This is a genomic window from Actinoplanes sp. G11-F43 (assembly GCF_050589265.1).
Lineage (GTDB): Bacteria > Actinomycetota > Actinomycetes > Mycobacteriales > Micromonosporaceae > Actinoplanes.
In genome coordinates, this window is sequence record NZ_JBNZCE010000022.1 from 16994 (window position 1) to 38404 (window position 21411).

Below are 21411 nucleotides of genomic sequence, written 5' to 3' on the forward strand. Positions count from 1 at the left end.
CCACCCGTCGGCACCCGGCGTGATCACACCGGGTGCCGACTAGTATCGCGGTATGTCACTGGCGACCGACACCGACGCCGTCGTGGACGAATGGCAGGCCCGGCTGATCGGTCTCAGTCACCGGCTGCACGCGGAGCCCGAGGTGGCGTTCGCCGAGCACGCCTCCGCGGCGAAACTGGCGGCACTGCTGCGCGAGGCCGGATTCACCGTCGAGACCGGAGTCGCCGGGCTGCCGACCGCGCTGACCGGGACGTACGGCGACGGTGATCTGACCATCGGTCTGTGCGCCGAATACGACGCGCTGCCCGGCATCGGCCACGGCTGCGGGCACAACCTGATCTGCGCCTCCTCGGCCGGTGCCGCGATCGCGCTGCGGTCCGCCGCCGACCGGCACGGCTTCCGGATCAAAGTGCTCGGCACCCCTGCCGAGGAGAGCGGCGGCGGCAAACAGCTGATGCTGGAACGCGGCGCGTTCGACGACGTGACGGTGGCGATGATGGCCCACCCCGGGCCGGCCGCCGACCGGGCCGGCGCCGGCGACAGCACCCAGGCGTGCACCCGGTTCGAGGTGACGTTCCGCGGCAAACCGGCGCACGCGGCCGGCGCGCCCTGGGACGGGGTGAACGCCGCCGACGCCGCCGTGGTCGCCCAGGTCGCGATCGGCCTGCTCCGCCAGCAGACCCTCCCGCACCACCGGATCGCCGGCTTCGTCCGCTCCGGCGGCGACAAGACCAACATCATTCCCGAGAAGACGATCCTTGAGTACGAGGTACGCACCCCCGGCTCCACCGAACTCACCGAACTCCGCCGCCGTGTGTGGGCCTGCTTCGAGGCGGGCGCACTGGCCACCGGGGCGACCGTCGAGTTCCGCCGCACCGAACCCGACTATCTCGACCTGCGCAACGACGACTGGCTGATCGAGACGTACGCCGGCCATCTGCAGGCCTTCGGCCGTTCCGCACTGCCCCTGCCCGGCGGCCTGACCACCGCCTCCACCGACATGGGCAACATCAGTCACGTGATCCCGTCGATCCACCCGATGATCGGCCTTCGTGGGGTGGTGGCGATGCCGCACACTCACGAGTTCGCAGCTCAGGCGATCACCCCGGCCGCCGACGAGGCGATGCTGCACGCCGCGAAACTGTTGGCCCGAACCGCCGTGGACCTGGCCACCGACCCGTCCCGCCGAGCCTTCTACACAGCCCACCATCGCAACCGCTCCCACTGACCCCACCCCCACGCACGTGCCGTCTTGCGGCGCGGATCGCACCCCAACTGTCCACGTTGCCGTCCCGCCCTGCTCACGTGGCCCTTTGCGGTGCGGTTTGCGCCGCAGCTGTCCACGTTGCCGTCCCGCCCCGCTCGTGTGGCCCTTTGTGGTGTGGATTGCGCCGCTGGTGTCCACGTTGTTGGGGTGCGTCGTTCGTGTGGCCCTTTGTGGTGCGGTTTGCGCCGCTGGTGTCCACGTTGTTGGGGTGCGTCGTTCGTGTGGCCCTTTGTGGTGCGGTTGCGCCGCAGCTGTCCACGTTGCCGTTGCTGGTCAGGGGGCGGGGCTGGGGAGGAAGTCGTGCAGGGTTCGGTGTGGAGTCCAGCCCTGGGAACGGGCGCGGGAGATGTCGAGGACTACGCCGGTCGTCAGTTGTTCTAGCGCGTACCTGGTCAGGATCGGTGGCCGCCGGGTCAACCTCGCCGCGCCCACCGCCAACCCCGACACCGCGCTGACCAGGGGGATCGGTATGTGGAGCACGGGGACGCCGCAGACCGCGGCCACCACCTCGTCACGCCGGTAGGGGATGGCGTCGGCGATGTTGTAGGCGCCCGCCGGCCACCCGTGTGCGGCCAGGCACGCGTCGGCGAGGTTCTCGACCGCGGTCAGGCTCAGTGCTATGTCCGGGCCGGGGAGCAGGGCGCGGCCGGCACGCACCACCCGCTTCAGGCGAGGCAGCAGATGCGGGTCGCCGGGTCCGTAGACGGCTCGCGGTCTGAGGATCACCGCACCCGCCTGTCGCGCGAGGCGTTCCCCGGCGGCTTTGGTCCGGCCGTAGGCGGTCATCCCGGCAAGCGGGTGGTCCTCGGTGATCGGTTTCGGACTCGGCCGTGCGCCTGGCTCCATGGTGGTCCGGCTTGGCCGTGCGCCTGGCCCCATCGTGGTCCGGCTTGGCCGTGCGCCTGGCCCCACGGTGGTCCGGCTCGGCCGTGCGCCTGGCCCCACGTTGGTCCGGCTCGGCCGCGTGTTGGCGGACCCGGTCGGCGGTGTCGGCGGTGTGGTGGCGGTCCCCGGTGCCGGGAACGGCGGGGCGTAGACGCTGGCGCTGCTCACCCAGACCAGCGGGCGGTCTCCGGCGGCATCCAGCAGCCGGGCGGTGCCGTCCACATTGACCGCGTGGAAGGTGGCCTCGGAAGCCCGGCCGGGTGGTGGGTCGCCGACGGCCGCGGCGAGGTGCAGGACGATGTCGGTGCCGGTCAGATCGGGTTCGGTGCGGGTGGCGTCCCAATACCGGTGTTCTCCCACCGGGCCGGGACGCCGTCCGAGGCAGACGACCTCGGCCCCGGCGGCCGCGGCGGCCCGGGCGACCACGCCGCCGCAGAATCCGCTCGCCCCGGTCACCGCGATCCTCATCGGCCGGCCGCCTCACGGTGGATTCCGCTCGGCCCGGTCATTGCGATCCTCGCCGGGTGGCCGCGTCGCCGGGGGATATGGGCGGGTCGGTCGCTGTGGTCCTCATGGGAGGGCCTCCTCGGAAGTGATCCTCATCGCCGGTCACGACGGTGACGGTGGTGGTGGTTCATGGCGGTGACGGTTGTGGTGGCTCATCGGCGGTGACGGTTGCGGTGACCCATCGGCGGTCACGACGGAGGCGGATGTGGTCGCCCATCGGCGGTTACGGCGGAGGCGGATGTGGTGGCCCATCAGCGGTCACGACGGAGGCGGATGTGGTGGCCCATCGGCGGTCACGGCGGAGGCGGTTGCGGTGATTCATCGGGAGCCGGGCGTTCGGGGCGGGCCGGAGTGAGGATCAGGCTGGACCAGCCGGGTAGGGCGGCGTTCCGGTCGGCCACGGCGTGCCGCACCGTCGGCCGGTATGGCGCGAGCGCTGCCAGGACGTCGGTCAGCTGGGCTCGGGCCAGCCGGGCGCCGGGGCAGGCGTGCGATCCGGCGCCGAACACCAGCTGGGACACCCTCGGCGGGGCCGGATCGTCCGGATCCGGGTCCCGGTGGTGGGCTCCGACCGCGTGCCGGGCGATCAGAATCAGTCGATCACCGGCGCGGACCGGGCGGCCATCGACGGTGCCCCCGGCCGCGGCCACCCGGGGGAGCAGTGGGGTGGGTGCGGTGACGCGCAGCAACTCGGCGGTCAGTGCATCCGGGGCGGTCTCCACGTACTCCCAGAGGTTCGCGTCCGCACACCAGGCCGCGGCGCGCGGCACTCCGGCGACCGTCGTATTGATCGCGGCCACCGCCATCATCGCCGCGAGCCCGCTGTCCCCGTAAGCCGTGGTCGAGGGGTGCGGACCGGCGGACGCGTTCGAGGCGGCGGAAGCGTGGGGACAGGTCGACTGAGATGAAATAACGGAAATATCCGAACCGGTCGAATGATGCGGCGCGGTAGAGGGGCGTGCACGAGCCGGGTGGTGTGGAGAGCCGGACGGCCCGGGATCGGCCCGGGGCTGTGTCACCAGGGCGTTCAACCGATCGGCGGCGGACCGCGCCGCCCGCCGGTGCCGGGGGAGGACCAGGCCCGGGACGTGTTCGCGGGCCGCGGTGGCCGCCGCCGTCCGGGCCGCCGTGGCCAGTTCGTGCGGGTCGATGTCGAGGTGCAGGAGAGCGGCCGTGGTGGCGCCGGCGAGTTCGGCGATCACGTCCACCAGGTCGATCGGCCGGCCGGCGGCGAGTGGCGCCAGCCTGCGGTCGAGGACTTCGCGCCAGACCGGGCGCAGTCGTTCGACGCCGGCGGCACCGAGGGAGTCGGCGACCTCACGGCGCCGGCCCCGATGTTCGTCGCCGTCCTGGTCGAAGAGCAGGTCACCGCCGGTCAGCCGGCCGGCGGCCCCGCCGGTGGTGCCTTCGGCGGTGCGGTCCAGCGGCACCCGGGTGAGCCCGTCGGTGAACGCTTCCGGCGAGGACACGATGACCGTTCCGCCGAGGCGTACCGACGGCTGGTTCCGGGTGGCGGCGAGCAGCGCGAACAGCAACGGATGACTACGCAGATAGACCAGCCGGTCCCGGCGGCGGGCGAGGAACGAGGCGTCCGGGCGGGGAGAAGAGGCGGGGAAGAAGGAGGCCGCGCGGAGGAAGCGGGAAGGGGAGGCCGCGCGGAGGAAGCGGGAAGGGGAGGCCGCGCGGAGGAAGCGGGAAGGGGAGGCCGCTCGGGAGAAGCGGGGAGACGAGGGCGGGCGGAAGAAGCTCACCGGACGTGCACCTCCCGGGAGGTGGGCGGACGCCAGCGCCGATCCCAGTACCAGAGCAGGGTGCGCCGCGCCCCCCACGCCCGGAGCCGCCGCAGGCTGGCCTGGACGACCAGGTCTTCGGCGCGGACGATGCGGTCGGTGACCCGGCGGGCCCGGTTGAGCATGGTCACGTCCTCGGATCCGTCTTCGAGTGCTTCCCGGACGGTGCCGCCGCAGCGCTGGTACAGGTCGGCGGTGACGGCCAGGTTGTGCCCGTGGACGAGGACGTAGGGGGTGCGGTATTCGGGCCGCCGATGCGCCGCCCGATAGCGGCCGTAGGTCGCGGCCAGCCGGACGACGGCCGGGAAGACATGGCGTTCGGCCCAGGTGGGCTGTTCGTCGCGGCGTGGTTCGCTGCGACCGCAGACCAGATCGACACCACGATTGAGGTACGCCCGGAGCACGGCGATCCAGTCGGGGGCGGGCAGGCAGTCCGCGTCGGTGCGGGCCAGGATGGTGGCTCCGGCGCCGATCGCGTACCGGAATCCGGTGTCCGCGGCGGTTCCCGCTCCGGGGGTGGCCTCGGTGACGACGTCGACCGGGAAGGGCGCGGTGGCCGCGAACCGGCGCACCACCTCGACGGTGCCGTCGGTGGACGCGTTGTCCACGACGATCAGCCGGAAGTCCCGATCGGTCTGCGCGGCCAGAGCGTCCAGTGTGGCCCCGATGGTGGCGGCCTCGTTGTACGCGGGCACGATCACGGCGAGGCCGTTCACGGCGAGGCCGGTCACGACCGTACCGCCGATCGGTTTCGCTGCCGGGGAATGCGGGAGGCGAGCGCCGACGCCGCGGCCCGGTCGGGTTTGCGGGATCGGCCGGCGAGCGGGACCGGGGCGAACACCACCCGGTCGGGGCGGGCCGAGCCCATCCGCCGCAGCGGTTCCCGCAGTGCCGCCCGCACCGCCTCCCGGTCCGCGCCGGGTCCGGTTTCGATCACCGCGACCACCTGTTCGTCACCGTCGCCGGCGGGCACGCCCACCAGGACGGCGAGGGTGACGCCGGGAACGTGCAGGCCCGGCTCGTACAGGCCGGGATAGATGTTCTCGGCCTTGCGCAGGATCATGTCCTTGCAGCGGCCGGCGAGGACCACCCGACGGTCGCGCAGTTCGGCCCGGTCTCCGGTGGCGACCCATTCGTGCGGGTCGGCGCCGAGGTACCGGTCGCAGACTCCGGCGCCGGCGAGCAGGAGCTGGCCGGTGTCGTCGAGCCGGGCGCGTACCCCGGGGAGCAGTTCGCCAGCCAGGTCACCGGCACCGTCGAAGGTGGACTTGTCGCGGGATTCGACGGCGGCGGCCGGGAAGACCTCGGTGAGCGCGTAGACCCCCCAGGCCTCGTCGGCGCCGGCCGCCCGCACCCGCTGGAGCAGTGGGGCGGAGACCGGCGCGGATCCGCTGTAGACCCGCCCGGTGAACGGCACCCCACCGGCCAGCGCCTCCCGGATCTGCGGCGGCGTCAGATAGGTGGCCTGCGGTTTCAGGGCGGTCACCTGCCGGGCGAGGGCGCGCGGGCGGCGGGCCGGCGCGGCCACCGGGGCACCGGACGCCAGCGCCGGGACCATCACGAAGAACGTGCCACCCAGCACCGGTACGCCGGGGACCGGCCGGACCAGCCCGGCCACCGACCGCAGCCCGGTGTCCAGTCCGGCGCGGGTGTGCACGACGGCCCGGGGGCTGCTGGTGGTGCCGGAGGTGAAGATGACGACGGCGTCCCCGTCCCCGTCGAAGGCCGCCGGCACCGGGCCGCCGGGCAGCGGGAGAGCGGGCGCGTTGCCGGGCAGGCGCGGGCCGATCGTGACGGTCGGGCCCAGCCGGGTGAGGTCGGGCAGGGCCAGCCCGGCGCGGCGGGCCAGCGGCGCGGCCCAGCCGGCCACCGCCTGCGCGGCCGTGTCGGCGACGATCAGGGCGGGCCGGGCCACCGCGAGCCGGGCGGTGAGCACGTCCGGCCCGGCGGTCGGGTCGAGCAGGGCCACCCGGACGCCGAGCCGGTACGCGGCGAGCACCATCGCCAGCGCGCGCGGCCCGGGACGGATCGCCAGGCCCAGGGTGTCGCCGGGGCGCAGGCCGCGGGCGTGCAGGGCGGTCGTGTACCGGTCCCGCAGCCCGGCCAGCTCACCACGGCTGATCGTGCGCCGGCCGCGGATCAGGGCAGGGGTGTCGTCACCGGTCCGCAGGCCGGAGCTCAACTCGTCGAGCAACGCGCGCCTCTCATCGGGGGTCGGGGGTCAGGCCGTCGCTACCGCGGTCCAGGTACCAGCGGGCGGTCCGCAGCACCCCGTAGGCGCGCAGCCGCCGGGTCGAGTTCTCCACCACCATCGTCCGGCAGTGCACGATGGACGAGGTGGTGCGGCGGACCCGGTTGAGGAAGAGCCGATCGGTCGGCGACGGTCGCCGGGGCATGCCGCCGCACGTCTGGTACAGGTCGGCGGTCACCGCCATGTTGTTGCCCGCGTGCATCCGGTACGGGGCCAGGTAGCCGTCGTCGCGATGCGCCGGGCGTACCCTCCCGAAAGCCGCCGCGAGCCCCACCAGCAGCGCGAAGAACGCCCGCCCGGCCGGTCCGTGCTCGTCGTGCCGGGCGGTGATCCGGCCGCAGGCCAGTCCGGCGCCGGCGGTGAGGGTGGCCCGGGCGGCGGCCACCCAGCCGGGCCGGGGCAGGCAGTCGGCGTCGGTCCGGGCGAGCAGGGTGGCGCCGGCCGCGATCGCGTGCCGGAACCCGGTGTCCACCGCGCAGCCGACCCCCTTCTCCTCCTCGACCAGCAGGTGTACGGGGAACGGGGCGCGGAATCCGGTCACCACCGCGGCCGTCTCGTCGGTGGAGCCGTTGTCGACCACGAGCAGGGTGAAGTCGGTGTCGGTCTGGTCGCGCAGGGCGTCCAGGGTCTGGCCGATCCGGCCGGCCTCGTTGTAGGCGGGCACGATCACCCACAGCGCGGTCACGACTTCTCCCAGACCATGGTCATCATGCTGACGCCGCCACCGAGACCGACGAAGAGGACCCGGTCTCCGGCATTCAAACGGCCATATGCCCGGTCCAGTTGGATGCCCAGGGTGGCACTCGCCATGTTGCCCAGCTCCGGCACCGTCACTTCCAGGCGATCCCGGGGCACCCCGGTCACCTCGACGAACCGCTCCAGATACGGCAACGTCACCTGATGGACCAGGATCCGCGCGTAGTCGGTGAACTCGAACCCGGTCCGCGCCCGCACCCGGTCCAGAATGCTCGCCCCGATCTTCTCGAACACCCCGCGCAGCTTGTGCCCGTCCCCGACGAAGTAGCTGTGCTCGTCCCCGCGCGGATGCCGCGACCCGCCACCCGGGATCCCGCCGACCGTCCAGTGCTCGGAGAACGTCTCGGTGTCCACGTCCAGGATCCCGCCCCGCGCCACCGGCTCCACCACCACCGCCGCGCCCGCGTCCCCGAAGGTGAACCCGGCGAACGACTGTCGCGCCTCCGCCATGCTCGCCACCGACGGGCGCATCACCCGGCTCGGTGTCTCCCCGGTGACCACCAGGGCCCGCCGCGCCCGCCCGGCCACGATCATCGAAGAGGCCAGGTCGATGCCGTTCACGAAGCTGTTGCAGGCGTTCGTGACATCCAGCGCGTGTGCCCGGCTGCCCAGCGCGTGCTGCAGGATGTGCGCGGTCGCCGGCTCGACCATGTCCCGGCTGGCCGAGGCGAACAGCAGCAGATCCACATCCAGCGGATCCAGGTCGGCGGTGCGCAGCGCGGCCCGGGCGGCGTGCAGGCCGAGCGTCGACGCGTACTCCCCGTCGGCCGCCACCCGCCGCCTGTCGATCCCGGTCAGCCGGGCCAGCAGTCCACGCGGCAGTCTCCCGATCCCGTCCTGGAGCTCGGCCGTGCTGACCTCCCGCTCCGGTAGATAGGTGCCCACCCCGGTGATACCGACCCGCACATCGTTCCCTTCCGCAGATCACGTCGTGCGACAGTAACCCCGGCCGGCCCGTGCGGAGAGCGGCCGAACAGCTGATCGAGCCTCAGCAGGACGGCGATGTGTCCGATAGGACGACCGTGCCGGAACAGCTCTTCCTGCTGGGGAACCTGGGCACCATGATCACGTACGCGGCGATCACGGTGGCCGTGGCGGTGCCGGTCGCCCGCGCCGGGCAACTGCGCAGCAACCGCCTCGCCGTCGCCACCGCACTGATCTTCGCCACCGCCGCCGTCGGCCACGGACTGCAGACCTGGCTGGCCCTGACCCACCCCGGCATCCTCGGCCGGGCCGTGGAGACCGGCTGGGTGTGGGCGCTCGCCTGGTGGAACCTGGTCACCGGGCTGGCCGGCGCCTACTACTGGTCGGTGCGGCACAACAGCCGCACCGCACCCGGCCTGATCTACGCCGACCCGCACCGGCAGCAGGTGCTCGACGAGGCCGACACCCACCGCGCCACCCTCCACGCCGTGGTCGAACACACCGACGACGCGATCATCGGCGTCGACCTGAACGGCACCGTCACCGCCTGGAACGGGGGCGCCGAACGCCTCTTCGGCTGGACCGCGGCCGAGGTGATCGGGCAACCCGACCCGATCGGCACCGACGACCAGCGCCGCGTCATCGAACGGATCGCCCTCGGCGAGCGCGGGGTGTCGTACGAGGACCGCCGCTGGGCCAAGGACGGCAGCCCGGTCGACCTGTCGATGACGGTGGCCGCCATCCGGGACCGGTCCGGCCGGCTCACCGGGCTGTCCGCGGTCGCCCGGGACGTGACCGCGGTCAAGGAGGCCGCCGAACGGCAGAAGGTGGTCGAGGAACGCACCCACCAGGCGCAGCGGATGGAAAGCCTCGGCCAGCTCGCCGGCGGGGTGGCCCACGACTTCAACAACATCCTCGCCATCATCGTCAACTACACCGACTTCGCCGCCGAGGAGGCGGCCGGCCAGAAAGCCCTGGAAGCCGACCTGAAACACGTGCGCATCGCCGCCGACCGGGCCATCAACCTGACCCGGCAGCTGCTCACCTTCACCCGCGGCGACACCATCCAGCCGCAGGACGTCGACCTGAACGCGGCCGTCGCCGAAGTGCACGCCATGCTCGCCCGCACCATCGGCGAACACATCAACCTGATCGAGGTCCCGTCGGCGACCCCGCCGGTCGTGCACGCCGACCCCGGCCAGATCCAGCAGGTGCTGCTCAACCTGGCGATCAACGCCCGGGACGCGATGCCGGACGGCGGCACCCTGGTCCTCGAAGCCGACCTGGCCGACCTGGACGGCGGCGAACTCGACATGCAGCCGCCACTACCCGCCGGAACGTACGCCCGCCTGCTCGTCAGCGACACCGGCGAGGGCATGACGCCGGACGTGGTGGCCCGGATCTTCGAGCCGTTCTACACCACCAAACCGCGCGGCCAGGGCACCGGGCTCGGCCTGGCCACCGTCTACGGCATCGTCGCCGAGGCCGGCGGCAGCCTCAACGTCTACTCCGAACCCGGTGTCGGCACCACGTTCCGGATCTACCTGCCGCTGGTCACCGCACCGTCCGGAGCGCTGCCCGCGGCGCTGCGCCAGGACGCCGCACCGCACGGCGACGGCCGCACCATCCTGGTCGTCGAGGACGAGCCGGCGCTGGCCAGCGTGGTCAGCCGGATCCTCACCAACGGCGGCTACCACGTGCTGACCGCGACCGGCGGCACCGAGGCGATGGCCCTGTTCACCCAGCACGACTGCGACGTACTCCTGACCGACGTGATCATGCCCGGCATGTCCGGCCGCCGCCTGGCCGACCTGCTGCACGCGGCCCGCCCCACCCTCCCGGTCCTGTTCATGTCCGGCTACAGCAACGGCCTGCTGGGCACCACCAACGTCTTGGACGGCGACATAGCCTTCATCGAGAAGCCCTTCACCGCCAACGAGCTCCTCCACAAGATCGCCGCCCTGCTCCCGACCAAACTGAAAACCCCTTGATCGCCGTACGCCCCCGCAAACGCCCACCCCCAGCCCGGCACCCACCCCAGTTCCGCCTTACGCCGCGTTCCGCCCCGTTCCGCGGCACGCGCTCGTCGTCGGTCCCTTGTGTGCCGCCCTGTGGTGCGTTTCGCCCCGTTTCGCGGCACGCGCTCGTCGTCGGTTGCTTGTGTGCCGTCTTGTGGTGCGTTTCGCCCCGTTTCGCGGCACGCGGTTGTCGTCGGTCCCGTGTGTGCCGTCTTGTGGTGCGTTTCGGGCCGTTTCGCGGCACGCGGTTGTCGTCGGTCCCGTGTGTGCCGTCTTGTGGTGCGTTTCGGGCCGTTTCGTGGCACGCGGTTGTCGGTGGCTGCTTGTGTGCCGCTTTACGGCGCGTTTCGGACCGTTTCGTGGCACGCGGTTGTGGGGCGGTTTCGGTGTGGTGCTTTGTGGTGCGGTGCGCGCCGCATGTCGGCACGCCGGCCGGACGGTCACGGGCCCGGTGTGAAGGAGGCCAGGACCACGGTGAAGCGATTCAGTTCGGTGGGCCAGGCCTCCCGGGTGGCGCGCCATTCCAGGACGTAGCTGCGGGTGGCCGTACCGATGATCCGTTGCAGTGCCTGCATGCCGGTGCCGTCGGAGTCCTGGAAGGTGTACTCCCAGACCGCCTCGGACGGCTGCGGAAGCGCCTGGATCCGGACACGCTGGTAGTCCGGCAGGGCGGAGGCCCGTTCGGCCGCGGCCAGGGTGGCGACCACATCGGACGGTGGCGCGGCCAGCGGGGTGATGCCCATCGCGGCGCGGTCCCGGCGGGCGGTGAAGGTCAGCCCGCCGGTCGGTGGGGTGCCGCGCCGCCAGCCGTCCGGAACCGCCACCCGGTATCCGAGCGGATCCGCCCACCAGCTGAATCCGTCCGGCAACGGGGCCGGCGGTGTCGGCCCGGCTCCTGGCCCGTCCGAGATCGGCGGCAGCTCCGGCAGCGGCCCTGGTGAGGAGGCGGATCCCGGCTCGGCCGCTGATCCGGTCCCCTCAGCGGATCCTGGCGCGGCTTCCTCGGCGAACCCCGGCGCGGTCCCTGTCCCGGTCCCCTCAGCGGATCCTGTCCCGGCCCCACCAGCTGGCCCCGGCCCGGCCCCACCAGCTGGCCCTGGTGCGGCCCCACCAGCTGGCCCCGGCCCGGCCCCACCAGCTGGCCCTGGTGCGGCCTCATCAGCGGGCCCCGGCCCGGCCCGTCCAGGCGCGCCGGATGCTCCGGGCCCGTCACCGGACACCGACACTCCGGGCGCCGAGCTGGAGGCGGGAATGTCCGGGCCGGTGCTGGAGGCGGGGGGTGCTCCGCTCGTACCGGATCGGGTCATGCCCTCGGCGGTCGCGGCCACCGCTGAGAGCCCGGCGGCGACCGCGACCGCCGCGATCACGGCGGGAATCCGCCGCCGCCGTGCGGCCGGCGCCCGGCCGCTCCGGCCCGAGCGTTTCTTTTCGCTCCGGCTCCCATCCGATCGTTTCCCGGCGACCTTGCTGTCGTCCGATCCGTTCCGGTCCGGGCCGCCGGTAAGACCGTCGGTGGGGCCGTCGGTAAGACCGCTGGTAAGACCGCCGGTAAGACCGCCGGTGGGGCCGTCGGTAAGACCGCTGGCGGGGCCGCCGGCGGGGCCGTTGGTAAGGCCGTCGGTAAGACCACCGGTGGAGCCGCCGGTAAGGCCGTCGGTGGGGAAGGCGTCGTCGGTGCGGAGCCGGCTGTCGCCAGGCGGAGCGGCGGCGGTGAAGGTGCGGCCGGCATCGGCGGCGGGTGATTGGTCACCGCCCGCGGGTGTGCTGGGAAGGCCCGGAGCCGTGGGTGCACGGCCCGGGTCCGGTGATCCGGTGGCGGCCGGATGGTGGCGGCCCGGCGCGGGGTGGGGCGTGTCGGCGGCGGGCGGGCGGCGGTGTGGCGTGCGGAACGGGAAGCGGGGTGCGCGACGGCGGTGGCCGGGGGTGACGATGTCGTGCAGGCGGGCCTCCACCTCGGCGGCCGGCATCCGGTCGCCGGGATGGCGGCGGAGCAGGGCGGTCAGCACCGGGGTCAGGGGCCCGGCCCGGCGGGGCGGTGTGGGGTGCGGGTCGGCCAGGGCGCGCAGGATCTGGGAGGTGGTGGCGCGCGGGAACGGTGTCCGGCCCTCGACCGCGTGGTAGAGGGTGGCGCCGAACGACCACATGTCGCTGGCCTCGGTGGACGTGTGGTCGAAGATGCGCTCGGGTGCGATCCATTTCGGGGAGCCGAGGATGATGCCGGCGTCGGTCAGGGTGCCCACGCCGGTGGGGGTGACGGCGGGGCCGAAGTCGGTGAGGACGGCGCGGCCGTCGGCGGTGATCAGCACGTTGCCGGGTTTGACGTCGAGGTGCAGGATGCCGGACCGCCACGCGGCGCGCAGACCGGAGAGGACGGCCAGTCCGAGGGCGGCGGCGCGGGCCACCGGGAGCGGCCCGGACTCGTCGACGACCTGCTGGAGGGTGCGGGACGGCAGATGCTCCATGACGAGCCACGGGCCGTCCCAGGACGGGATGACCGTGTGGGTGCGGATGACGTGCGGGTGCCTGATGCTCGCGGCGGCGGTGGCCTCGGGCAGCGCCCACCGGCGGACCAGCTCGTGCTGGGCGGGGGTGAGGCCGGGCGGAATGGTGCAGTGTTTCAGCACGACGAACGCGGGCCGGGCCTCCTGACGGATCTCGCCGGACGGGCCGTAGGTGGTGCCGACCCGGCCGGCGCTCTCGTCGGTGGCCAGCCAGATGCGGCTCATGCCGCTGCTGGTGAGGGGGCGGGTCAGACGGTATCGCCCGGCGACGACCTCTCCCACCGCAGCCATGCCGTCACCCCTGGTTCAAAATGTGTTAACGCAGCTCAAACGCACCCACGACGCTACCCGGAACGCGCGAGCGCGCATCGAGCGACGTGACTCTCAGGAGTCGTCTGATTATCCACTGTGACCAGCGGGTCTGCTGTCGCCCATGCGCCACGCGGGTGCGTGCGATTGGCGTTTCACCACATTCTGAACGTTGGGACGAACCGGATTTACCGCAACGGCACGTCCACGTAGGACCCACCCCCGATGGTGATCGAGTCGCCGGGCGCGTTCTCGTCGTAGTAGAGCGGGTCCACGGTGTCCACCACCAGCGTCAGCGAGTGCCCGGCAGGCAGGTCGTAGGCGGTGGCCGGCAGCTTCAGGTCCAGGGCGCGGGCGCCGCCGCCGAGCCAGGTGGCCGGGGCGTGCGTGATCAGCTTGGCGTTACCGGCCGCGTCCAGGTCGTAGAGGTAGGCGACCACGGTGCCGGTGGACTCGGTGCCGGACAGCTCCAGGTGCACGGTGGGGATGCCGCGGATCCGCTGGACGGCCGACGGCCGCTCGGCCGCCCACACCCCGGCCCGCCCGCGGTCCACGAACGGCAGCCAGACGCTCGGCTGCTGCCCGGTGATCGCCGCCGCGCCGTTGGTGATCAGTACCGCCCCGCCGCTGGCCACGGTGTCCCTGTCGGTCGGCAGCGTCTTGGTCCAGCCGGAGCTGACCGCGCCGCCGAGCAGCCCGGTGCCGTCCAGGCCACGGATCCGGCCGAGGCCGTACCGGCGGGTGGTGCTGCTCTGCGCCGACCAGGTGGGATAGCTCTCGGCGGCGGCGTTGAGCGGCTTCAGGCGGATCGGGTCCGCGGCGGCCGGGCCGGCGGCCAGGTGCTGGTCGAGCCAGGAGTAGAGGCTGGTCCACACCTCGTTGGGCAGCCCGAGCACACCGGTCAGCTCGGCGATGGCGTGGTCGCCGGGGCGCAGTTCCAGCCGCTTCGGGGTGGTCAGCTTGCCGTAGAAGTCGACGAGCTGGTTCGGCGGGAAGAACGTGTCCCCCCAGCCGTTGGCGATCAGCACGGCCGGGTTGTTGCTGTTGATCCGGTCCAGGTAGGTGGCGGCCGAGCGGACCTTCGCCCAGCTCATCACCCCGGCGATGTCCCGGCCGGCGTTGAAGTCGGCCATCTTGGCGGTCAGCTCCGCGCTCGGCTTGCCGACCAGTTTCGCGGCCAGTTCCAGCAGCCCGGCCGACTGGCGATGCCGGGTGGAGTCGGCGTACAGCGAGTAGACCAGGTCGGTCCAGCCGCTGAGCACCCCGACCACCCGGATCCGGCGGTCGTTGGCCGAGCCGAGCAGGGCGATCCCGGCCCCGTACGAGATGCCCGCGGCCCCGATCCGGGCCGGGTCGGCCGCCGTGTTCGCGATCGTCCAGTCGACGACCCGGGTCAGGTCGGCCATGTCTCTGGGCCCGGCGGTGTCGATCTGCCCGCCGGACAGCCACCAGCCGCGTGGGGTGTAGGAGACCACCACGTACCCGCGCCCGGCCAGGATCCGGGCCTGGGCCAGGTATTCCAGGTCGTTGAGTCCCCAGCTGGACGGCAGGATCACCGCGGGGTGGCGGCCGGCGGCGGACGGGGCGATCACGTTGGCCTTGAGGACGGTGCCGCCGTCGCCGGTGATGTCGACGGCCCGGAATCCGGTGGTGGCCACCGCGGCGTGCGCGGGTGCGGTGGTGAGCAGGGTCGCCATCAGGGTGAAGGCGGCGAGCAGGGCGGACAGGCGGCGCAGAGCCATCAACACTCCTCGATCGAGGGGAGCGAACGTGGCGGCAGCCTAGGAAGCCGTTCCGAGAATTTGAATATGGTGACATTCTCGTTACCGACAAGTAACGTGACCCGTCGGTAGCAAAGGGGGTACAGGTGCTCTACGGAACCCCGACCGCGCGTCGGCGGGACGCCCAGCGCAACCGCGCGGCCATCCTGGCGGCCGCCAGCGAGGTCCTGGCCCGGGACGAGACGGTCGCCCTGATGCCGGAGATCGCCCGCCGGGCCGGCGTCGGCCAGGCCACCCTCTACCGGCACTTCCCCGACCGGCACGCGCTCACCACCGCGGTGATCACCTACCAGCTCGGCATCCTGGAGACCCGGGTGGTCACCCACTCCGCGAACCCGGCAGGGTTCCGCGACCTGCTGCGCGAGGTGCTGCACTCGCAGATCGAGCTGCGCGGCCTGGTCCGGCTGGCCCGCCGCTTCGACATCGCGCTGCAGGAGCGGTACCGCCGCCGGGTGGTCACCGCCTTCGCCGGGCCGCTGCGCCGGGCCATCGAGCACGGCCATGTCCGCGCCGACCTGGTCCCCGAGGACCTCGCCCTGCTCTTCACCATGGTCCAGGGGGTGGCCGAGGCCACCGACGACCTGCGGGCCGCCCGCGCCGCCGCCGACCGCTCCGTCGACCTGGTGCTGGAGGGTGTGTTCCGGCCCGCATGAGTTGACCTCAGATCCCCCCGCGCCGTGCCGATCAACGTGCCTGTCGGTGTGTGGGATCCGAGAGAACGGCGGTGAGGGCGCGGTGCGTCTCGACGAGATCAGCGCGATCGGTGTACGCGGCGGGAACCGGCCCGCCCGGGTGAAGGCCCTGGAGGCCAGCGAGACCCAGGCCGCGCTGCTCCGGCTGATCCCCGCCGCGGTCATCGTGCGCCGCCTGGACGGCACCGTGCTGTGGTGGAACGACGGCGCCCAGGACCTGTACGGCTGGTCCGCCGACGCCGCCCTGGGCCGCCGCACCCACCGGCTGCTGAACACCGTCTTCGAGGACGGTTCGTCGCTCACCCAGCAGGCCGGCCTGGAGTCCACCGGCCGATGGGAGGGCCGGCTGCGGCACCTCACCGCGACCGGCCGGACGGTGACCGTGCTCAGCCGCCAGGTGGTGCACCGGCCGCCCGGCGGCACCTCCGGCGACGTCGAGGTGCTGGAGGTCAACACCGACGTGACGGCGGTACGCGCCGCCGAGGAGTCCCTGGTCCGCAACGAGCAGCGGTTCCGGGCGCAGTTCACCCAGTCGGCCGTCGGGCAGGCGATCCGGGCCCTGGACGGCCGGCTGCTCGCGGTGAACAAGGCCTTCGCCCGGATCATCGGCCGGCACACCGACGAGCTGGTCGGGCGCGGGGTGGAGACCGATCTGATCCACCCGGCCGACGTCCCGCGGGTGCACCACGAGATCGCCGGGCTGTTCGCCGGGGACGCCGCGTTCTACACCCACGAGGTCCGGCTCCGGCACGCCGACGGGCACTGGGTCGACATCGAGGCCACCGTCTCCCTGGTCCGTGACTCCGAGGGCCGCCCCGAGCACCTGATCGTGGTGGCCACCGACATCTCCCAGCGCCGCCTCGCCGAACACGCCCGCGATCAGGCGTCCGCCGCCCTCGCCGAGCGCAACATCGCCCTGGAGGAGGCGAACCGGCTCAAGCTCGACATCATCGGGATGCTCGGCCACGAGATCAGCAACCCGCTCGCGGCCATCCTCGGCCACAGCACCCTGCTGGCCGAGGACGTGCCGGCCGACTCCCCGGCCGCGCTCGCGGTCTCCGTGATCGCCCGGCAGGCCCAGCGGCTCGACGAGATCGTCGGTGAGGTGCTGTCGATGGTCAGCATCGACGCCGGGAACCTGAACGCCGTCCGGGAGCCGGTGCCGCTGCGGGCCGCGCTGACCCGGGGGGTGGAGAGCGCCGGCGGTGAGCCCCGGGTGCCGGTGCACGGGCCGGACGCCACCGTGCTGTTCCATCCCGGTCATCTGCAGCAGATGGTGGTCAACCTGCTGTCCAACGCGGCCAAATACGCCGGCGGGGCCACCGCGATCCGGGTGGAGACGGCCGGCGGCCGGGTGCTGATCCGGGTGGAGGACCGTGGCCCCGGCGTACCGGAGGAATTCCGCCCTCGCCTCTTCGACCGGCTCACCCGGGCCGAACGGGACGCCGGTTCGGTCCGCGGCACCGGTCTGGGCCTCTACATCGTGCGCAGCCTGGCCCGGGCCAACCACGGCGAGGTCCGGCACCAGCCGCACCCGGACGGCGGCTCGATCTTCACCATCGAATGTGAAACGGCTTAGAAGACGACCGTCCAGCCCGCCCGGCGGCCCTGCTCGGCGGTGTACGCCACCCCGTCGACCTTGAGCCCCCGCGCGTCCAGCAGGGTGATCGTCCCGCCACCCGCGGCCAGCCGGGCCGGCACCCGCTCGGCGGTCCCGGCCGCCAGCCGCCCGGTCAGCGGCTGCCGGTCACCGGCCCGGTCGACCAGTGACCAGCCGGCCAGATCGATCTCGCCGGGGGACGGGTTCAACAGGGTGACGGTCTCACCGGCCAGTGCCGCCACGATCCGTACCCGCTGATCGGGCTCGGACACCCCGGACAGCCGGTGCCCGGTGATGTCATCGGTGTGCCAGGCCCGCGACGCCGAGGCCAGGAAGACCGCCACCCACTCGCCGGCGGCCGGGAAGTGCAGCAGCAGCGCCCCGTCCTGCCACACCCCGTCGTCGCCGGCGAACCCGGCGTTGTCACCCTGATTCATGTGCACGTCACGGATGCCGGAGGCGGGCCGGAAACCGAAGACCCGGTCGGCCCGGGGCTCCGGGCCCCACGCCTCGCCGAAGACGAACGCCCGCGCGTCCAGGTCACCGAGCGCGCGCCGGACGTAGTGGTCGAGGAAGTCGCCGAGATCGTTGTCCGGGCCGGGCGCGGCCGCCGGCGCCGGGCGCATCGACCGGCGGTCGAACAGGTTGCCGCGGATGTAGTCGACGGCCGTCCCGCCGGGCCGGCTGTCCAGCTCGGTGAACCCGTCCGGCAGCGCCGCCACCCGGTCCAGGATCGGATGCCGGAAGTCGTGCACACCGAGATAGAGCAGCTCCGGCGGGCTCTGCGGGGAACGCACCCCGACCGCCACCCGGTGATCCGTGCCGGCCGCCCGCAGATGGATCTGGTAATGCGGGGTGTCGGCGGTCCCGACGCGGCGGTCGACGACGGCGGCGCGCAGAACCCCGTATCTCTTCAGCGGCATGGACCGGATTCGACACCCGGCCCCATCCGGTGTCAATCGACGTCACCGGACCGCGTGCAATTCACGACCGCGCCACGACGCATAGATCCGGATCTTCCCGGGGAAGTTGTCGGCGACGTTCGGTAGCCTGAAGCCTCGTCTCTGCGTGAAGGAGTTGATGTCCGCCGTGGGCGGATATGGCTGGCAAGTAGTCCTGGTGCTGGTGCTGGTGCTGCTCAACGCGGCGTTCTCGGGCAGTGAGATGGCGCTCATCTCGCTGCGGGAGAGCCAGTTGCAGCGTCTCGAGCGGCAGTCGCGCACCGGACGGACCCTCGCCAAGCTGGCGCGGGACCCGAACCGGTTCCTGGCCACCATTCAGATCGGTATCACCCTGGCGGGTTTCCTCGCCTCGGCGGCGGCGGCGACCTCGCTCGCCCAGCCGCTGATCGACCCCTTGAGCGGATTCCTCGGTGGCGCCGCCGAGCCGGTGGCGATCTTCCTGATCACCCTGATCCTGACGTTCTTCACCCTGGTCGTCGGCGAGCTGGCGCCGAAACGGATCGCGATGCAGCGGGCCGAGGGCTGGGCGATGCTGGTGGCCCGGCCGCTCGATGTGCTGGCCACCCTGTCGCGGCCGGTGATCTGGCTGCTCGGCAAGTCCACCGACGGCGTGGTCCGGCTGGCCGGAGGTGACCCGTCGGCCGGCCGTGAGGAGGTCTCCACCGAGGAGATCCGCGACATGGTCGCCGCCCAGCAGGACTTCACCGCCGAACAGCGCGAGATCATCTCCGGCGCGTTCGAGATCGCCGACCGGATCCTGCGCGAGATCCTCGTACCCCGGCGGGACGTCCTGATCCTGCCCGCCGATCTGACCTCGGCCGAGGCGCTGTCCCGGCTGGTCAAGGGCGGCCACTCGCGGGCCCCGGTGACCGGGCCGATGGGCCTGGACGACGTGCTCGGCGTCGTCCACCTGCGCGACCTGGTCAACGCCGACGGCATGGTCCGCGACCACATGTTCGAGCCGCTGTTCCTGCCGGAGACCCTCAAGGTGTCCGACGCGATGCGCCAGCTGCGGTCCCAGCGCCAGCAGTTCGCGCTGGTGGTCGACGAGCGGGGCGCGATCGACGGCATCGTCACGATGGAGGATCTGGTCGAGGAGGTGGTCGGCGAGATCTACGACGAGACCGACCGGGACGTCCAGTCGGTGATCCGCGAGGACGACGGCGCGATGCTGCTGCCCGGCACCTTCCCGATCCACGACCTGCCGGACATCGGCGTCGACATCGAGGAGATCGACGCCGGCGACTACACCACGGTGGCCGGCCTGGTGCTGGCCCGGCTCGGCCACATCCCGACCGTCACCGGCGAGACCGTCACCATCGACGGGCACACCGCCGAGGTGGTCGAGATCACCGGCCGGGCGATCACCCAGCTCCGGCTGCGCCCGATCCCCGCCGACCCCGACGACGAACAGGGCGAGGACTGACCGGCGGGCTTAGGCTGCGCCGGTGTCCATGATCTTGGCGTTGGCACTGCTCATCGCAGTGCTCGGTTTCGCGGTGGCCCGGCCGCGTGGTCTCCCGGAGGCCACCGCGGCCGTGCCCGCCGCGCTCGCCGCCGTCGCCTTCGGCCTGGTCAGCGTGACCGGCGCGCTGACCGAGGTGCGGGAGCTGGCCCCGACCGTCGCGTTCCTCGCCGCGATCCTGGTGCTGGCGCACACCGCGGAGAAACACGGCGTCTTCGAATACGTGGGTGCCCTGGTGGCCCGCTCCGGCCGGGGCCGCCCACGGCGCCTGCTCGGCGCGGTGTTCGCCGCCGCGGCGATGACCACCGCGGTCCTCAGCCTGGACGCGACGGTGGTCCTGCTGACCCCGGTGGTGTTCGCGGTCGCCGCCCGGGCCGGTGTCGGCCACCGCCCGCACGCCTACGCCTGCAACCACCTGGCCAACTCGGCGTCCCTGCTGCTGCCGGTCTCCAACCTGACGAACCTGCTGGCCTTCGCCGCCAGCGGCCTGACCTTCGCCGGATTCGCCGCGCTGATGGCCGCGCCGTGGCTGGCGGTGATCGCCGTCGAATACCTGATCTTCCAGTTCTTCTTCGCCCGCGACCTGGCCACCCCCGCCACCGCCGACCCCGGGCAGCCCGGCCCGCCACCCCGCTACGCCCTGTCGGTGCTGGCGGTGACCCTGATCGGTTTCGCCGCCCTCCAGCCGCTCGGCGTCGAACCGGCCTGGGTGGCGGCAGCCGGCGCGGTCGGCCTGGCGGTGCCCCTGCTGCGCGCCCGGACCATCCGCCCCCGCGATCTGGTCATCGAGGCCAATCCGGCCTTCTGCGCCTTCGTCCTGGCGCTGGGCGTGGTGGTGCTGGCGGTCCGCGACAACGGCCTGGGCGCCTGGATCGACGCCTGGATCCCGGATCACACCGACCTGCTGGGGCTGCTCGGGGCGGCGGCGCTGGCCGCCGTACTGGCGAACGTCCTGAACAACCTGCCGGCCACCCTGGTCCTGCTGCCCGCGGTCGCCGACAAACCGGCCCTGCTGCTGGCGGTCCTGATCGGCGTCAACGTGGGCCCCAACCTGACCTACGCCGGTTCGCTGGCCACCCTGCTGTGGAGGCGCATCCTGCACGCCCGCGACGCGGCCCCCCGAACCGCCGAATTCCTCCGCCTGGGCGCCGCGACGGTCCCGTTGAGCCTGGTGGCAGGAGTGACGGCGCTGTGGGCAGGGCTCCATCTAACATAAATCCCGATTTAGTACGATCCAATACTCCTGCCAAAATCGACCCGCCCTCATGAGTCCCCGCAAGCCGGGCCGCCCTCCAGGCCGCCCGGCGACCGCCGGGCGAATGCGCCCCCCACCGCTCCCGAGCACTCCCCAGCGACAGGTGTAACTCCACACCCCCCACCCCGCCCTCCGTGGCCACTATCCGCGCGAATCGGACCGGTGTGCGGCACGCGGTCGGGGTGTGGCTCCTTGTGGTGCGGATCGGACCGGTGTGCGGCACGCGGTCGGGGTGTGGCTCCTTGTGGTGCGGATCGAACCGCAACGCGGCACGCAGTCGGGAGCGTGGCCCCTTGTGGTGCGAATCGGACCGGTGTGCGGCACGCGGTCGGGGGTGTGGCTCCTTGTGGTGCGAATCGGACCGGTGTGCGGCACGCGGTTGGGGGTGTGGCTTTTTCTGGCTTGGAGCGGGGTGGAAGTCGGTGCGGTGGGTTGGTGGGGTGTTCAT

General features: G+C 72.7%; 15 protein-coding genes. 6 read left to right on the forward strand and 9 right to left on the reverse strand.

The window, feature by feature from the left end; genetic code table 11:
• Nucleotides 1-52: 52 nt before the first annotated feature.
• Entirely contained in the window at nucleotides 53-1228 is a 1176-nt protein-coding gene (locus ACQ0O7_RS25405) for a M20 family metallopeptidase (RefSeq protein WP_430784978.1), read from the forward strand.
• Between the two features lie 312 nt (nucleotides 1229-1540).
• Here ACQ0O7_RS25405 and ACQ0O7_RS25410 read toward each other — a convergent pair whose 3' ends face one another.
• From ACQ0O7_RS25410 to ACQ0O7_RS25435, 6 genes are all read right to left on the reverse strand, one after another.
• Entirely contained in the window at nucleotides 1541-2620 is a 1080-nt protein-coding gene (locus tag ACQ0O7_RS25410) for an NAD-dependent epimerase/dehydratase family protein (protein ID WP_430784980.1), read from the reverse strand.
• Between the two features lie 332 nt (nucleotides 2621-2952).
• Entirely contained in the window at nucleotides 2953-4410 is a 1458-nt protein-coding gene (locus tag ACQ0O7_RS25415) for a cytochrome P450 (protein ID WP_430784982.1), read from the reverse strand.
• Nucleotides 4407-5180 (reverse strand): glycosyltransferase, encoded by a 774-nt coding sequence (locus ACQ0O7_RS25420; protein WP_430784984.1) that lies wholly within the window; start codon nucleotides 5178-5180, stop codon nucleotides 4407-4409. The genes ACQ0O7_RS25415 and ACQ0O7_RS25420 overlap by 4 nt, the downstream gene beginning before the upstream one ends.
• The gene (locus ACQ0O7_RS25425; protein WP_430784986.1) at nucleotides 5177-6643 is read right to left on the reverse strand and encodes a class I adenylate-forming enzyme family protein; all 1467 of its coding nucleotides are present in this window, start codon (nucleotides 6641-6643) and stop codon (nucleotides 5177-5179) included. The genes ACQ0O7_RS25420 and ACQ0O7_RS25425 overlap by 4 nt, the downstream gene beginning before the upstream one ends.
• 10 nt (nucleotides 6644-6653) lie before the next feature.
• Nucleotides 6654-7385 (reverse strand): glycosyltransferase family 2 protein, encoded by a 732-nt coding sequence (locus ACQ0O7_RS25430; RefSeq protein ID WP_430784988.1) that lies wholly within the window; start codon nucleotides 7383-7385, stop codon nucleotides 6654-6656.
• Nucleotides 7382-8362: a 3-oxoacyl-ACP synthase III family protein gene (locus tag ACQ0O7_RS25435; RefSeq protein WP_430784990.1), complete on the reverse strand. Its 981-nt coding sequence runs from the start codon at nucleotides 8360-8362 to the stop codon at nucleotides 7382-7384. Before ACQ0O7_RS25435 ends, ACQ0O7_RS25430 begins: the two co-directional genes overlap by 4 nt.
• 98 nt (nucleotides 8363-8460) lie before the next feature.
• Here ACQ0O7_RS25435 and ACQ0O7_RS25440 point away from each other — a divergent pair, with 98 nt between their 5' ends.
• Nucleotides 8461-10371, forward strand: a complete 1911-nt coding sequence (locus tag ACQ0O7_RS25440; RefSeq protein WP_430784992.1) for an ATP-binding protein — start codon at nucleotides 8461-8463, stop codon at nucleotides 10369-10371.
• A gap of 467 nt (nucleotides 10372-10838) precedes the next feature.
• Here the strand turns inward: ACQ0O7_RS25440 and ACQ0O7_RS25445 are convergent, their stop codons facing one another.
• Together ACQ0O7_RS25445 and ACQ0O7_RS25450 are read right to left on the reverse strand one after the other, a co-directional pair.
• Entirely contained in the window at nucleotides 10839-13190 is a 2352-nt protein-coding gene (locus ACQ0O7_RS25445) for a serine/threonine-protein kinase (protein ID WP_430784994.1), read from the reverse strand.
• A gap of 206 nt (nucleotides 13191-13396) precedes the next feature.
• A complete protein-coding gene (locus ACQ0O7_RS25450; protein WP_430784996.1) occupies nucleotides 13397-14950 on the reverse strand; it encodes a CocE/NonD family hydrolase in 1554 nt (517 codons plus the stop codon).
• 125 nt (nucleotides 14951-15075) lie between these two features.
• On the opposite strand from ACQ0O7_RS25450, the gene ACQ0O7_RS25455 reads away from it, so the two are divergent.
• Both ACQ0O7_RS25455 and ACQ0O7_RS25460 read left to right on the forward strand, forming a co-directional pair.
• A complete protein-coding gene (locus tag ACQ0O7_RS25455; RefSeq protein ID WP_430784998.1) occupies nucleotides 15076-15642 on the forward strand; it encodes a TetR/AcrR family transcriptional regulator in 567 nt (188 codons plus the stop codon).
• A gap of 46 nt (nucleotides 15643-15688) precedes the next feature.
• Entirely contained in the window at nucleotides 15689-17260 is a 1572-nt protein-coding gene (locus ACQ0O7_RS25460) for a PAS domain-containing sensor histidine kinase (RefSeq protein WP_430785000.1), read from the forward strand.
• On the opposite strand, the gene ACQ0O7_RS25465 is transcribed toward ACQ0O7_RS25460, so the two are convergent.
• Nucleotides 17257-18204: a DUF2278 family protein gene (locus tag ACQ0O7_RS25465; protein ID WP_430785002.1), complete on the reverse strand. Its 948-nt coding sequence runs from the start codon at nucleotides 18202-18204 to the stop codon at nucleotides 17257-17259. The genes ACQ0O7_RS25460 and ACQ0O7_RS25465 overlap by 4 nt on opposite strands.
• Nucleotides 18205-18361: 157 nt before the next feature.
• On the opposite strand from ACQ0O7_RS25465, the gene ACQ0O7_RS25470 reads away from it, so the two are divergent.
• A complete protein-coding gene (locus tag ACQ0O7_RS25470; protein WP_430785004.1) occupies nucleotides 18362-19669 on the forward strand; it encodes a hemolysin family protein in 1308 nt (435 codons plus the stop codon).
• Between the two features lie 22 nt (nucleotides 19670-19691).
• Nucleotides 19692-20924, forward strand: coding sequence for an SLC13 family permease (locus tag ACQ0O7_RS25475; protein ID WP_430785006.1), 1233 nt, complete (start codon nucleotides 19692-19694; stop codon nucleotides 20922-20924).
• Nucleotides 20925-21411: the final 487 nt, after the last annotated feature.

Excerpts from the sequence above, each read along its gene's own strand:
- ACQ0O7_RS25410 (WP_430784980.1), bottom strand. The coding sequence starts at position 2,620 with ATGAGGATCGCGGTGACCGGGGCGAGCGGATTCTGCGGCGGCGTGGTC.
- ACQ0O7_RS25470 (WP_430785004.1), top strand. The coding sequence starts at position 18,362 with ATGTCCGCCGTGGGCGGATATGGCTGGCAAGTAGTCCTGGTGCTGGTG.
- ACQ0O7_RS25445 (WP_430784994.1), bottom strand. The coding sequence starts at position 13,190 with ATGGCTGCGGTGGGAGAGGTCGTCGCCGGGCGATACCGTCTGACCCGC.
- ACQ0O7_RS25450 (WP_430784996.1), bottom strand. The coding sequence starts at position 14,950 with ATGGCTCTGCGCCGCCTGTCCGCCCTGCTCGCCGCCTTCACCCTGATG.
- ACQ0O7_RS25465 (WP_430785002.1), bottom strand. The coding sequence starts at position 18,204 with ATGCCGCTGAAGAGATACGGGGTTCTGCGCGCCGCCGTCGTCGACCGC.
- ACQ0O7_RS25405 (WP_430784978.1), top strand. The coding sequence starts at position 53 with ATGTCACTGGCGACCGACACCGACGCCGTCGTGGACGAATGGCAGGCC.